The organism is Sorangium sp. So ce327, assembly GCF_051530205.1.
Lineage (GTDB): Bacteria > Myxococcota_A > Polyangia > Polyangiales > Polyangiaceae > Sorangium > Sorangium cellulosum_B.
This window is the reverse complement of sequence record NZ_CP150330.1, coordinates 4,575,591-4,589,500: the sequence shown is the minus strand read 5'-3', so window position 1 is coordinate 4,589,500 and position 13,910 is coordinate 4,575,591. Positions and strand designations below refer to the sequence as shown.

Here is a 13,910-nt window from a genome sequence, read left to right as displayed (position 1 = left end):
GCGCGCAGGCGCGTCACCCCAGCTGCGACCGGTGGACGATCGAGGGTCGCGGCAGCTCGAGCGGCGGCATCGGATCGAAGAGCGAGCGCTCCGCGTCGGCCACCTCCTCGGCCGAGAAGGGCCGGAGGGTCTGGCAGAACTCGACCATGATGCCGTTGGGATCGATCGTGCAGATCGAGCGGCAGAACTCGCGATCTCGCTCGGTCACCTCGAGGCCGTGCGAGAGCCACCGCGCGAGCATCCGACCGTAAACCTCGCCCGTCGGGGCGCTGAAAGCCAGGTGGTTCATCCACACCGGCAGCCCGAGCCCTGTCGAGAGATCGGTCCTGAAGCGGCCCCGCACCGTCTCCTCGTGCAGATCCCAGAACGCCAGCAGCGGACCATCGGGCTCGCTGGTCCGATACAGGGCGTGCCTCGCCCAGCCCCCGTCGCGGCTGCCCTCGTAAGGCACCGCGATGACCTTCACGAGACGGAACCCCATGGCCCGGGTATAAAACCGGTGTGTGGCGACCAGATCGCTGGTCGCCAGCGCGATGTGATGCACCGCCATCGTCCCCCCCTTTTCGTGCATGTCGAGGATGCCACGAGCCGGAGCGCTCGTTCAAGCTGGATTTCGAGCGCGGCGGGATCGGCGCTGAGCCCCCGGGCGTCTGCGCTATCCTCGGCGCACGCCATGTCCGACGGCGATCTCGTGTTCGCATCCATGCCTGCCGGGCTCATCGCCTTCGCCTCGTCGTGCGGAGTCCCGCAGGAGGATCTCCTCCGGGCGGCCGGCGTCTCGCCCGAGGTCCTCGCCGCGCCCGACGAGCTCGTGCCGTATGCATCGCTCTTCTCGCTGTGGGAGGTCCTTCTCCAGCGCCTCCCCGGCGAGCCGCTCGGGCTGCGTTATGCGCGCTGCATCCCGGTTTCGGTCGTCGGCATCGTGGGGCACGTCCTTCGCCACAGCGAGACCGTGCGGCAGGGCGTCGCCGTCTATGGCCGCTTCTGCCGGCTGATGGACCCGCACCTCCGCATCACGCTCGAGGAGCACGGCGGGGTCGCCCGGCTCGCGCTCGAGCACGAGCCGCGCGTCGTCGCCATGGCCGAGCCGATCGAGATGATGATCGCGACGCTCGCGCGCTTCATCGCGCTCTACCTCGGCGGCTCGGCGCGGCCGATCGAGGCGCTGTTCCGCCATCCTCGCCGGCACCCGCCGTCTCTCTACGAGGAGGCGATCGGGGCCCCCGCCCGCTTCGACGCGGGCGCCACGGGCCTCGTCTACGATGCGCGTTTGCTCGACGCGCCCCTCGTCGGCGCGGACCCGTCGGTCCGCGATTACCTCGTTCGCCACGCCGAGCAGCTCCTCGCCGCGCGCGCCGCGCCCGCCAGCGCCGCGGCGCTCGACGCGCGCGTGCGCGCCCGCATCGACGAGCGGCTCGACCGCGGCGACGTGGACCAGGAGGGGGTCGCGCGCTCTCTGGGCATGAGCACGCGCTCGCTCCAGCGCGCGCTCAAGGACATCGGCACGTCGTTCACGGCGCAGCTCGACGAGGCCCGGCGGGAGAAGGCGCTCGATCTCGTCCGCCGGCCTGACCTCGCCCTCCAGGAGATCGCGTTCCTGCTCGGCTATGGCGAGCCGCGCCACTTCTACCGCAGCTTCCGTCGCTGGACGGGCACGACCCCGGGAGAGTACCGGCGCGCCCGCGCCCGGTAGCTCCGCAACCCCGAAAGACCTCGACGGCCTGGTCGATGAAATCGAGGTGCTGCTGCGTGAGGGGCAGGCCGGCGCGCTGGTTCGCGGCCATCTCGCCGAGCGTCCGCGCGACGTCGCGGAGCTGCGAGAAGCGCGAAGCTCGACGAGAGGGGCATCGTGCCCTTGCCCAGCCCGTTGATCATGACGTGGCTCGCGATCCGCTGCGTGCCGGCGCGCAGGCAAAGCGCGTGCTCGCCGCCATCCCGTGAATGGCCGCAAAACCGCGATCGATCAACGCGATGAACGCAGCGTTCGCCTTCTTCGCCGAGCCTCCGCGCTCGAACACGCGGATGGCTTCGCCGTACGCCGTGCGCCACGTCAGCACGACCATGCCGGCGACGAGCCGCACGACGCCATCGGGCTTCGGACCAGCGAGCTCGACCGCGAGCGCCTCGACCGTCTCATCCCCGATTTCGCGGAGGCGCGCCTGGAGCGACGGGCTCGCCGCGACGACGCGCCCCCAGCCGACCGTCTGGCTGTCGATGCGAGCGAACGGATGTTTCTGCTCGCACAGCCTGTCGACGAGGCGGCGGAGCGCGTCGATCGGCGACTGCCCTTGCGGCCTCTCGCCGATCGCCTCGCGCAAGAGCCGCTTCACCTCGTCCTCGCGATCGAAGAGGAGGTCCTCCTTGCGCGCGAAGTAGTTGAACACCGTCATCTTGGAGACATGGGCGGCGGCGGCGATCTCCTCGACCGTCACCGCGTCGAAGCCGCGCGCGAAGAACATCGCCGTCGCGACGTCGGAGATCCGCTGCCTGGTCTCGCGCTTCTTGCTTTCCCGGAGCTCGCCCATGGATCGAATCTTAGACTAAGACAAATATTTGACTTGCGCAAACATTTACCGAGTCTAACATTTGGATCATGACGCACGACGTGGTCATCGTAGGCGCCGGCCCGGTCGGGCTCTTCCTCTCAATCGAGCTCGCGATCGCGGGCGTGAAGCCGCTCGTGCTGGAGCGGCTCGTGGAGCCCGACCGCACGATCAAGGCCGCCGGGGTCGGCGCGGTGGCAGCCGAGGCGCTGGAACGACGCGGGCTCGCGCGTGCGCTCGACGACGAGCGCCGCGCCACCATGGCGCGGATGATGCCGGCGCTGAAGGCGCGCTTCGGATCTGGGACGATAAAGAGGCCAGGAGGCCATTTTTCTGGGATGTTCTTGATTGACCAGGACCTCCAGCGCGACCCGGAGCGCCTCATGCGTCTCGTGCCGCAAGAGGCGCTCGAGAGGATCCTGAGCGCGCGCGCGACCGAGCTCGGGATCGAAATCCGTCGCGGCATCACGGTGGAAGGCTTCGAGCAGGACGACGACGGCGTGACCGCGCAGACGAGCGCGGGCCCGCGGAGCGCGAAGTACCTCGTCGGCTGCGACGGCGGCCGGAGCCGCGTCCGCAAGCTCGCCGGCTTCGAGTTCCCCGGCACGGATCCGACCATCACCGGCTATCAGGCTGTCGTCGAGCTCGATGCGCCCGAGAAGCTCGCGATGGGTTGGCATCGAACGCCGCGCGGCCTCGTCGCGTCCGGACCGATGCCGGGGCGCGTCTTCACGGCGGAGTTCAACGGGCCGCCGCCCCATCGGGATGCGCCGATCACGCAAGCCGAGGTCGAAGCGGCGATTCAGCGCGTGAGCGGCACCGACGTCAAGATCCTGTCGATGACGATGGCGACGCGCTGGACCGATCACGCGCGACAAGCGACGAGCTACCGAGCTGGCCGCGTCTTTCTCGCCGGCGACGCCGCGCACGTCCACTCGCCCTTTGGCGGCCAAGGCTTGAACCTCGGCCTCGTCGACGCCGCGAACCTCGGTTGGAAGCTCGCCGCGGCGGTGAAGGGGCGCGAGCATCTCCTCGACTCGTACACCGCCGAGCGCCATCCTGTGGCCGCGCGCGTCCTCGAAAATACCCGCGCGCAAGTCGCGCTCATGCGACCTGACCCGCTGACGAGCGCGCTCCGCACCATCGTGAGCGACCTGATGAAGCTGCCCGAAGGCAACCGCTACCTCGGCGAGATGCTCTCGGGCGTCGGCATTCGTTACGACCTCGGGGACGACGACCCGCTCGTCGGCACGCTCGCGAAGGACCAGCTCCTCACGCTCGAAGGCGGCAGCGAAGAGCGGCTCTACGTGCTGATGGAGAAGGGCGGCGGCCTCTTCATCTCGCCTTCGGAACGGTCACTCCCGCGCGACGTGCACGTCGCACGCACCAACGACGGCCCGTCGATGCTCGTCCGTCCCGACGGCTGCATCGCGTGGACAGACGCGTCGTCGAAGTCGCTCGACGACGCGCTCGCGCGCTGGTTCTGAAGGAAAGCACCGGATTGCGACGGTTCGCCCCTGCGGAATCGTCCCGCCGGAGATTGCTGGCGCGCGGAACCTGGGCGGCCGCGAAGCGGGATGCTCGGAAAAAATCTACAATCGCCGGCGCGCGCGAGGGCCCATGGTGCTTGCATGACCCGACACGAGCCCCACGCTTTTCATCTCTCCGACACCTACGTGCAGCTCCTCGACGGCGGCGCCGCGAAGCTGATCCCTGTGGACGCCGAGTTCTGGGCGAAGATCGGCGAGCGCGAGGAGCTGCACGCCGGCCGCATGGTGGGCCTCTTTCACATGAACGAGAGCCCCGATCACCGCGAGGTCCACCCCCGTGGCGACGAGATCCTGATCCTGCTCTCCGGCTCGGTCGACGTCGTGCTGGAAGACGAGGGCGGCGAGCGCGTGATCCAGCTGCGCGATCAGGGCACGTGCATCGTCCCTCGCGGCGTCTGGCACGGGCAGATCGTGCGCTCGCCGAGCGTGATGATCTTCATCACGCCCGGCGAGGGTACTCAGCACCGCGCGTGCTGATCCCACGCGATGACCGGTAACATCACGCTTTGGAGCGCGCTGGAGCGCGTTGACGCGAACCAACGATTCTGCGTCGCGGCTTGACACTGAACCACGGCGCTCGCTTGACAATCCATGGGGGATTTGCTTCGCTCGTCGTGGGCGTTGCGCCCATCCTTGGACGTGACTACGGCGTCCGCCGAGCTGAACGACTTCGCATGATCCACGATGCTCCGCCTGGAGCGGTGAGCGACCGCTTCGACATGGTCACGCGCGCAGAGCGCGCAGATCTCGGCGCCCTGATGGATGTCGTCGTCGCGCAGGCATGGGCCGCGACGCCGTTCATCTACTCCAACGACGTCGAGGACGCCTATCTGGAGATCCTGCGGGAGACCCCCGCGTTCACGTTCGGCCTCGTCGAGAGGGCGACGGGGCGCCTGGCCGCGGTCGGTAACGCCGCTCCGGTCGCCGTGCTAAGCGACGATCTGGCGGCGCTGCCCGACGGCGGCTGGAGGTGGCAGGTCCTCCGTGCGAAGGCGGTCCGCGACGGCGACCCGCCAACGCACCTGGGCGCCTTCACCGCCTCGGTGTCGCCGCTGTTCCGCGGCCAGGGCGTGAGCGCGCTCGTGCTCGCCGGCTTCAAGGCCCTGGCGAGGCGATCGGGCCTCGCCGGCGTGCTCGCCCCGGTGCGCCCCCCGTCCAAGGCATCCTGCCCAGGCATCGACATCGAGGAGTTCCTCGATCGCGCCCGAGAGGACGGCTTGCCCACCGACCCGTGGATCCGAACGCATGTCCGCGTTGGGGGCCGGATCGCCGGGACTCCCCGTTGCGCCCTCGTGGTCGACCTGGAGCTCGATTTCTGGGAGGTCTGGCTCGGCAGGCCTATCCTGCCTTCCGAGCGGTCTTTCGAGATCCCCGGCGGCCTTGCCCCCGTGTACGTCCAGGGTCGGCGCGGACGTTATGAAGAGCCAGCCGTCTGGATCGTTCACTCGCTCTGACCCAGAGCTGCTGGACCCGACTGGCGATGTGGATTTCGGGCCCTATGGCCGCCCAGCACAGGCCTCGTCGCTGTCCCATCGGGGGTGCACCAGCCGCTCGGCGGTCGCAACCGTGCCTCGCGCGTCGGTCACCACCCCCCTGATCCGGAGCGGTTGGCCGATGGCACAAGCTGGCTCGCGGAGCACGGCCGGCCATCCGATGAACTCGCACCGGCCGTCCTCGAGCTCCTCGAGCTCGATTCTCCCCCGGCTGGTCGTCGCCGAGGACGGATCGCCGATCACGGTCGTCGTGACCTCGAGCTGGGCGCCCTCCGGCTCCAGGCCGAGCGTCCTGACGCTCGTCCACACGTGCCAGCCGCCCTGCGCGCCGTGGGCGAGCTCGACCTCCTGGCCGTCGGCGAGCGGCTCGAACTGCCACTCGCCGGTGCCGAGCTCGGCGATGCCCTGCGCCGGCGGCTCGTCCCCGCCGGCACAGCCAGGAGCGAACGCGAGGAGCACGACGAAACCGGCGGCGGAGGTCGAGCTGGCCACGGCGTGGACTCCTACGAGCGCCGGCGGCGGCGCGCGGCCGCCAGCAGCCCGAGAAGCGCGCCGCTGAGACCGACGGCGCCGCCAGCATGACCGCCGGCGTTGCAGCCTCCAGAGGCGGCCCCGACGGCGGGCGGCGGCACATCGACCGGCCGGCCGCCCGGCAGCGAATCGGGCAGCGGCGGGACGCGCCGGTCGTAGAAGGACGTGGGGACGGGCTCGTCGGGAAGCACGCAGGTCGTCGTGCGGCTGCCGTCGGCGGCGATCGTGCCTACCGCCACATAGCCGGTCGAACAGCGGCAGGTCGGCGTCATGTTCATCGGCACGCACTCGCCGTTCCCGCCGCAATCGAACGTCGCGCAAGGATCCGCGAGCGGCGGCGCGTCAGGGAGCGCCCGGTCACCCGGGTTGAGGAACGACATGCGGAGGTCCTGGCAGGTCACCGTCGGCCGACCCGACGGATCGAACGTCGTGCGCGCGGTCGTCCCGGGCACGCACGCGCAGGCGGCGACGGGCTGGGCGCCGTCCGCGCCCTCGACGACGCGGCACAGGCCGCCTGCGCCGCACGCCGCGAAGTCGCACGGCGACGCAGCGCCGGCAGCCTCGGCGCCCGGCGGGCCCACGCACAGGTCGCGATCATCGACGTAGCGCGGGAGCAGGCGGGTGTTCGACACAACGGGACCGTCGGTGCGCCGGAAGATCGGATCGACGGTCATCTCCTCGGGCGACAGGCGGGTATAGAGCCGGGTGATCGTCGCGTTGCCCTCCAGCAGCGGCAGCAGCGCGTCGCGCGCGGCCAGCTGATCCTCGTCCGAGGTCATCGTGTTGCGGACCTGCTCGGCGATGTCGGTCGTCGGTCCGCTCATCTCCGTGACGAACCCTCGACCGCCGGCATCGTCGACGCCGCGCGCGACGAGCGCCGTCCAGTTCGTCTGCACCGGCCACTGGTTCGCGCTCCAGACGATCTGGTTGTCGTCGATCTCGACGTCCGGCCAGTTGGCCGGCCCATAACGCCGGTCGCCGAGGATCATCACAGTGATGCCCATCTCCGGCTCGGCCGCGATCGCCGTCAGCCGGATCGGGATCGACGGCGACCCCGACGGAAGCGTGAAGCGGAACGGCTGGATGTCGGTGACCTCGGCGTCCGGCTGGAGCCGCAGCGCGAGGAACTTCATCCCCTCGCTCGTATAGATGCGGATGTACGGCACCATCGCGTCGTTGACGCGGAAGTTGTTGTCGCGAAGCCAGGCGACGAGCGCCGTGGGATCGGTCGACTCGACAACGGCCACGTCGTACGGGCCGACCTCTTCCCGGATGTGCACCGTGACGTCGCCGTCGTCGGCGCCGTCCGCGGTGCCCCCGCCCCCCGCGGATTCGGGGAAGGCGGGGTAGCAGCTCGGGTCGTCGGGCCACTGGAACTGCGGGCCCGTCGCTGTATCGAGGGCGGTGAGCGCAAGCTGCGGGAACACAGCGAGGCTCTCCACCGCCGGCACCTCGGCCAGCGGGACCACCCAGGCGAAGTCCGGCGCCGCGCCGGCATACTGGATCTGCGTCACCATCGTGACCGAGCCGTCCTGGTTCGTCGCGAACAAGATCCGCTCCGCGGTCTGGTCCACCGGCTGTCGTCCGCAAAAGAATCCGCCGCACGCCTCGGCGGGTCGTGGCGCAGTCATCAGCGCCGCCGCCGCCATCACCGGAGCCATCCATAGCTTGCGCATGGTCTACATCCTCCTCGCCCGACCGATCGGGCGAACGCCCCCCAGGCAAACACAGTGCCATGCACAAGAAAAGGCGATTCCTGAGTACGACGCCGGGGGCGACCGATCCAGGCGAGCGCGCGTCAGGCCACCTCCATGGCCCGCATCTCGACGAGCTGACACCAGCGCGCCAGTCGACGTCGACGCGCCACACGCGCGGCGCCGTCTCGATCTCCTCCCAGGCCGCCGTCGACGTCGGCGCTGGCGGCGATGGTCGCTCCGGCCTGGATGCGGAACCCATCCGGGCCCACCGCACCCGCGAGCTCCTCGCGCAGCGTCACCGGCGCCGAGAGGCGCGCGCCGCAGGCGGCCGTGCCGCCGCCGCCAGACTCCAGGATCGAGAGCACGTGGGTCAGGCACTACGGGGCTGTGCCCATTCGCATGCTGCCGACCTTGTGCGTCCTCGGCCTGTTCGTATAAGCTTGGCGCGTGGACCTGCGCGATTTGCGCCACGTGTTGGGCGAAGTGGTCACTCCTGCCTTGTTCGCCGCTCAAGAAGGGCGGCCGGGCACGCGGCCACGGCTGGCGAAGCTCCATCAGGCCGCGCAGGAGCTGATGCCCGAGGCGTGGGTGGATTTCGAGGGGCGAGCGTTGCTGGCGGAGATTATAGCGCACACGCACGAGACCGCGGACCTTCACGCGCTGCGCGAGGCGAAGCTGGCCGCCTTCGCAGACCTGCTTCGACGGCGGATCTCTCAACTCGAAGCCCAGGGAGCCCACCCGTCGGCGTCCGAGGCCCCCGGCGCTGCGCCACGCGCCCCGGCCAAGCCAACGACCAACGACGAGGCGAGCGCGGACGGGGCGCCCCGCTCGACAGAGCCCGCCGGCACGGGGCTGAAGGCGCGGAGGCCATGGCTGCTCGGCGCTGGCCTGGGATCGTTCGTCGTGTTCGGCGCGCTTGGCGCGCGCGCCCTCATCTCGCGTTCAGAGGAGCAGGATTGCCCCTCCGGGTTCTACCGGCGCGGCGACGCCTGCGTCAGTCCAGACGACCCGCTCGAGCGCTACGCGAATTGCATCCTTCGGGACGTCAAGACCTCCACGTCGAGCGACAAGGGCACCCTCGTGCAGGTGAAGGTGGACGAGGCGAAACGCGGCGCGGCCAGCGCGCTCGAAGTGAAGAACAAGTTCGAACAGAGCGTCGAGTCGAACACGGATCGCTGCGTCGTGCTGGACGTCTCGGCGCGCTGCTTCGCGCTCGCGACGGGTGATAAAAACATGCCCGCGCTCCCGCGTAGTTGCATGGAGGGAGCTCTTCCGGAGCAGCCCTCGGCGCAACCTTCGGCCCAGTCGCCGAGAACCCAGCATCCGAGCGCGCCGCCGTCGCCGCCTTGCGTCGTCGACCTCGCCACGTTCAACCTTGGCAAGCCGGAGTGCCCAGACAAGTCGAAGAGCCGTGCGGCGACCGACGCCGAAGCGAGACAATTGGCGACGATCCACCGGAACTGCGGCGCTTTCACGGTCGTCTCCTGTGAGCCCTGACGCATGAGCCGCGCGCTCTGCGTCCTGCTGCTCGCGGCCCTCTCGTTGGTGGTTCGCCGTGCGCACGCAGACGGCTTCATTTCCCTCGAACTGCAGGTACCTCTCAAAGAAGAGCCTGCTCATCTGTGTATCGTCACGGCCCGCGCCACGAAGCTCGTCAATCCGGACAAGAAGACGTCGTCGTACAGTTCGTTACCGCTCAAGGCGTTAGCGCTCGACGAGCAGGGGCGCATAACGGCCATCCCACAGGAGGCGGAGAGCAATCCCGCGCTCGAAGGGGTTTCGCGAGCACTGACGATGGCGCTCCCCGCAAGAGCTTCGCCGGGGGCCGACGGGGATGACCAGGAGCTCTCTGCCTGTGCCGAGCCCTTCGCCGAATGCGACGCGCGGCTAGACCAGACTCCCGCCATACGCGAGTGGTTCGACAAGGACCTTCTGGACAAACAGAAGCTCGATCTACACGTCACGTGCGGATGGAACGTCGCGCGTCCCAACAGCAGAGGCTCGGTGGTCTTCGTTGGTCTCAACCTGATCCACGGCGCGGATGCTCCCATCACCGAAATCAGGCTCGACGGGACCGTAGCGGCGATCCGCTTCGCCGGGACGCTCGGAGGCGCCGAAGCCGCTGCGGTCCGGGTAATCGGCGGCCACTACGCGCCTAGCCTGACGGTGTTCACCACCAGCGGGCGCGCCGTGCTCCCGCTGCAGCCGCGCTGCCTGACCTCGGTTGCACAGCTCCCTCTGGTCTCCGGTATTGCCACCCAGATTCGTCGCGTCACCCTGGAGCGGCAGAACGCAAGCGCCCGACCGCTTCGCGTGTGCAGACCTGAGATTACCGAGCAGTCGTTCGTGATGCGCCTGCCCGTCCACGACGAGCGCGTCGAGACTCGCATCAAGGCGGAGCTGGGAGCAGACGCGACGCTCGAGGCGCACTGGTTCGAACCGACGCCGCCGTCACAGCTCAGCATGCAGCTGAAGCAGGTCGGCTTCTCCTGGCGGCCCGACTGCGCCTACCCGTTCAGCTCTCTTGGATGTCCGCGAGCTTGGCTGGAGGGCATCGAATGCTCCCAGCGAGAGCCATCGACCGAGGGGACGTGCGCTTATGCGTGTAGCGCCGCCGGGTCGTTCAAGCTGCCTACATCCGTGGAGTTTTCAGCCGATGAGTCTCGACAACGCTGGCCCGATCGGCTGGGGCGTCCGGCGGAAGAGCTGTTCGGCCTCCCCGATACTCGCGTACGGCAAATCGCAGTGGATTTCTCGAGCTGGCGCAATCTACCGGACATCGAGCGCGCCAGCATCGATGGAGTAGAGGTTCAGCTACCTGATCGCAGCACCACGTTCATCGACCTGCGTGGAAAGATCTTCAACCTGAACCAGACCCCCGGCCAGAATGTGGAGCTGCCAAACCAGGAAATCTCGGCGGTGAGCTTCGCCTGTGGTGCCCCAGTACAGTACCGCGTGCGCGGCCTCCCGCGCTACTCGCCCCACGGAACAGTCGACGTCGAGGATGGCCGAGTTGTCGTCCGCTCCCCCGCGTGCGACGATTTTGCCCACTGCTCGAGCATCGAGTCAGCGCTGAGCCTCGGGCTCCTCAGCCGCGGCCCCCAGGACGGCATCGCTTCGTCCAAATTTGGAACTGGACTCTACGTCCAAGGCGACTTGATGGCCAAGTACATCCCATGGGGCGGATGGTGGTTTGGAGGCGCCGGCTATACGTTCGGCATCGGGAGCCGCGAGTACGTCGCCGCCGACGACACCGGATATCATCAAAAATGGGCACCGTACGGCCGCATCGGATATCGTGTTGCGATAGGTGTGCGTTCCCTGGATCTTCGCCCCGTGATACCGCCGGCGCAACTGGGGATAGGCATCGAGGGGGGCTATGGCCACGTGCTCACCCTCGGCCGCGCGAGCGCCATGGGAGGTGACTTTTACCTTTCGCCCAACGCTTTCGTCCGCTTTGGGCGCGCCGCGATCGCCTTCAGAATGCTCTGGTTCGAAGAGCTTGCATTCATCGACGAGCGCGCGTCCGAGCTGCTGCGCGCCTCATCGACCACGTACTACGGCTACGAGCTTCGCTACCACTTCGACCGCAATCCTTGAGCCGAGATCGTCGGCCAGGACGAGGCGTGAGCGCGACGGCCGCGCTCCGCCTCCGCGGCGGATGTGGGGCAATGTGCTGGGAAACGGGAGCGAGAAGCCGCCCAGCGTGTCGTGGACGGGCTCCCTCAATGCCTGGATGGGTTGCGAATACAGCGTCACCATTCCGGGAGGGAGCCATTCGCTCGGGTTGAGCAACTGGGTTGGCGCCGCGCGCCGCCGCGTTGGCATGGAGCGCGCTTGGCCTCCTTCGGATACCGCGGGAATAGCGCGCTTGTCGGCCTGGAGAGCGGCGCCCTCGCTGGTACGCGTGTTGCCAACACCGCCCGTGATGTGGCCAATGAGATCTGTTCATCTCGCATGGTTGACGCTCGCCGCCGTGGCGTGCGGCACGGATCCGGTGGCGGTGGACCCGCGGACAACCTCGCAGCTGGTCCTCGAGGGAGGGCTCGTCGCGGAGTCTCCGAAGGTCATCGTGCTGGTCGTCGATGACGCGGACACGGCCGAAGCCGCGCAGCTCCGCGAGCGCGTCGCCCAGAGCGTGCGCGCAGGCCTCCTTGCCGTGATCGAATCGCGGTGGGGAACATGCGGCAGCGCGGATCCGGCCCAGTGGCACCCCGGCGATATCCGGGTGGTCGTCGCGCGGCCGAGCGCGCCCGACGCTGCGGCGCTCGTCACGTCGAGGGAAATCCCCGCGCTCGCGTGGACCACGCAGACCTCGCACGAGGAGGAGGTCGAGGCGGTGATGGCAGGCGTGACAGAGGCGCTGGGACAGCGGCTCGCCGAGCCCGGGGAGGAGTACCGCCCGCTACGGACGGCCACGCGCGCGCTGGAGCTCGTCACGGGCGCGCGCGCACCCGTGGGGGATGCCGAGGTAGCCCTCGTCAGGTCGCTGCCCCAGGACAGGATCGCGAGGCTGCTCGTCGCGAGCACGCGCGACGACGAGGGGCCCGGGCTCGTCGCCGACGAGGTACCCAGCCAGACAGCGCTGTCGATGACCCTGGACACGGAGGTGGTCGGGCCTTTCACCGCGCCCGATTGGACCTGTCACGCCATCGACGAAGGCGGCGGGCGACTCGCGGCGTGGAGCGAGCTCGTGAGCGCGGAGCCGATCGCCTCGAGCTGCGACGATCAGCACACGTGGGACATGCTCCTTCACCCGGGCTTCGCCGATTGCGGCCCCATCTGCCAGGCCCACCCGCTCGCCGTGGACGCCGGAGGCGTGGTCGCTTGCAAGATCATGATCGATCAGGCCGATCTCGAGCGCTGCGATGCCGCGCTGGGTCGGCGCGATCCAGGCGAGCAGCCCACGCTCGTCGAGCGCGGCGGCAAGGAGCTGCGCCGCTGCGAGGTCGTGCAGCTCGCCGGCGCCGACCTGGAGAGCTGCCGGCATTCGCTCGATTGTCCAGGATGCCCGAGCGGCTTCTGCGCGACCGAGGTGCCGGAGCTCGTGTCGCAGTGGCGCTGCGGGCCCTCGGAGCACCCATGGCCGCTCCGGTTCATCGGCGGCGCGCTCGAACGCCGTGGAGGGTGGATCAACATCACCTGCAGCACCGAAGCAGCGGAGTGAGAGACCACACCGTCCGGCGCGCCGTGTCCGGTCGTCGACACCTCGTTCCGAACCTGACAAATCCTCTCATTTTGTTGACATTGCAGCGAAGAATAAATTGAACAGGGAGACGGGGAGATTGATGGGATTCTACTCCCCGTCTCCCCGCCTCCCTGTGAATTCTCCCGGAACGGAACCAGCGGAGTCGGGTTCAGTCGATGAGGGTCCAGGTGGCCTTGGCGGTGCAGCCGTAGGCGTCGAGCGCGCCGGGGTGCGAGAGGGGGACGAGCTTGGTCTGGCCCTTGGCGAGCGGCCCGGTGACCGAGCGGGTGTAGGGCCCAGGATCGCCGTAGTAGTGCGTGACGGTGAAGGTGATCTTCGCCGTGTCCGGAACGCCAAAGAGCGAGGTGTTCTTGATCGCCGCGTTCGGGTTGAAGATGCTGGGAAAGGTGATCGAGCAGGAGAGGTTCACGGTCTTCGTGACCGGGCCGCCGCCGTCATCCCCCCCGGGGCCGATGATCGCCTCTGCGCCCTCACCCACGACCTCGGCGACGTCGCTCGCGCCCTCGTCAGCGCTGTCGGCGTCGAGCGGCTCGGCGACGCAGCCGACGAGCGAGAAGGACGAGATGAGCGAGCAGAGGAGCAGGTTCTTGAGTTTCATGGTGATGTCTCCTTGGGTCGGGGTTCACGCTCACGAGATCACGTGTCAGCGGCCTCTGGCGATACCGAGTCGCCCGGGAGGCCCTTGTCGCTGTCTCGCGGCGTCGCATTCCGATAGAGCAACCGGCGGGCCAGGTTGTCGGGGCGCTTCGGAAGGCCGCCCGGCGCGCCCAGGATCCACGGGGAAGACGGCTTTTTTCGGGGTTTTCGCGCTCGTCCGCGCGGCGCCGGGGGGGGGCACCCGCGCGGCGCGGTGGAGGTCAGAGCCCCCACGCCGACGGCGCGAGCCT

At 68.9% G+C, this 13,910-nt stretch carries 13 protein-coding genes; 7 read left to right on the top strand and 6 right to left on the bottom strand.

Features of this window, described 5'->3' with window-relative positions; genetic code table 11:
- Positions 1 to 13: 13 nt before the first annotated feature.
- On the bottom strand, positions 14 to 550 hold the full coding sequence (locus WME95_RS17245; protein WP_437909459.1) for a VOC family protein: 537 nt from the start codon (positions 548 to 550) through the stop codon (positions 14 to 16).
- 123 nt (positions 551 to 673) lie between these two features.
- Here WME95_RS17245 and WME95_RS17240 point away from each other — a divergent pair, with 123 nt between their 5' ends.
- Entirely contained in the window at positions 674 to 1,693 is a 1,020-nt protein-coding gene (locus tag WME95_RS17240) for an AraC family transcriptional regulator (protein WP_437909458.1), read from the top strand.
- Positions 1,694 to 1,871: 178 nt separating this feature from the next.
- Here the strand turns inward: WME95_RS17240 and WME95_RS17235 are convergent, their stop codons facing one another.
- On the bottom strand, positions 1,872 to 2,525 hold the full coding sequence (locus WME95_RS17235; RefSeq protein WP_437909457.1) for a TetR/AcrR family transcriptional regulator: 654 nt from the start codon (positions 2,523 to 2,525) through the stop codon (positions 1,872 to 1,874).
- Positions 2,526 to 2,593: 68 nt separating this feature from the next.
- Here WME95_RS17235 and WME95_RS17230 point away from each other — a divergent pair, with 68 nt between their 5' ends.
- The 3 genes from WME95_RS17230 to WME95_RS17220 all read left to right on the top strand — a co-directional run bounded on the left by WME95_RS17230 (position 2,594) and on the right by WME95_RS17220 (position 5,547).
- The gene (locus tag WME95_RS17230) at positions 2,594 to 4,030 is read left to right on the top strand and encodes an FAD-dependent monooxygenase (RefSeq protein WP_437909456.1); all 1,437 of its coding nucleotides are present in this window, start codon (positions 2,594 to 2,596) and stop codon (positions 4,028 to 4,030) included.
- A gap of 144 nt (positions 4,031 to 4,174) precedes the next feature.
- Complete coding sequence (locus WME95_RS17225; protein WP_437909455.1) at positions 4,175 to 4,570, top strand: cupin domain-containing protein; 396 nt, start codon at positions 4,175 to 4,177, stop codon at positions 4,568 to 4,570.
- 197 nt (positions 4,571 to 4,767) lie between these two features.
- Positions 4,768 to 5,547 (top strand): hypothetical protein, encoded by a 780-nt coding sequence (locus tag WME95_RS17220; protein ID WP_437909454.1) that lies wholly within the window; start codon positions 4,768 to 4,770, stop codon positions 5,545 to 5,547.
- Positions 5,548 to 5,589: 42 nt separating this feature from the next.
- Here the strand turns inward: WME95_RS17220 and WME95_RS17215 are convergent, their stop codons facing one another.
- The 3 genes from WME95_RS17215 to WME95_RS17205 form a co-directional block, all read right to left on the bottom strand.
- Positions 5,590 to 6,078 (bottom strand): hypothetical protein, encoded by a 489-nt coding sequence (locus tag WME95_RS17215; protein ID WP_437909453.1) that lies wholly within the window; start codon positions 6,076 to 6,078, stop codon positions 5,590 to 5,592.
- 11 nt (positions 6,079 to 6,089) lie between these two features.
- Entirely contained in the window at positions 6,090 to 7,793 is a 1,704-nt protein-coding gene (locus tag WME95_RS17210; protein WP_437909452.1) for a DUF2330 domain-containing protein, read from the bottom strand.
- Between the two features lie 122 nt (positions 7,794 to 7,915).
- A complete protein-coding gene (locus tag WME95_RS17205) occupies positions 7,916 to 8,179 on the bottom strand; it encodes a hypothetical protein (RefSeq protein ID WP_437909451.1) in 264 nt (87 codons plus the stop codon).
- 82 nt (positions 8,180 to 8,261) lie between these two features.
- On the opposite strand from WME95_RS17205, the gene WME95_RS17200 reads away from it, so the two are divergent.
- The 3 genes from WME95_RS17200 to WME95_RS17190 all read left to right on the top strand — a co-directional run bounded on the left by WME95_RS17200 (position 8,262) and on the right by WME95_RS17190 (position 12,981).
- Complete coding sequence (locus WME95_RS17200; RefSeq protein WP_437909450.1) at positions 8,262 to 9,311, top strand: hypothetical protein; 1,050 nt, start codon at positions 8,262 to 8,264, stop codon at positions 9,309 to 9,311.
- Positions 9,312 to 9,314: 3 nt separating this feature from the next.
- Positions 9,315 to 11,414 (top strand): hypothetical protein, encoded by a 2,100-nt coding sequence (locus tag WME95_RS17195; protein WP_437909449.1) that lies wholly within the window; start codon positions 9,315 to 9,317, stop codon positions 11,412 to 11,414.
- Between the two features lie 337 nt (positions 11,415 to 11,751).
- Entirely contained in the window at positions 11,752 to 12,981 is a 1,230-nt protein-coding gene (locus WME95_RS17190) for a hypothetical protein (RefSeq protein ID WP_437909448.1), read from the top strand.
- Between the two features lie 190 nt (positions 12,982 to 13,171).
- Here the strand turns inward: WME95_RS17190 and WME95_RS17185 are convergent, their stop codons facing one another.
- Complete coding sequence (locus WME95_RS17185; RefSeq protein WP_437909447.1) at positions 13,172 to 13,621, bottom strand: hypothetical protein; 450 nt, start codon at positions 13,619 to 13,621, stop codon at positions 13,172 to 13,174.
- Between the last annotated feature and the right edge of the window lie 289 nt (positions 13,622 to 13,910).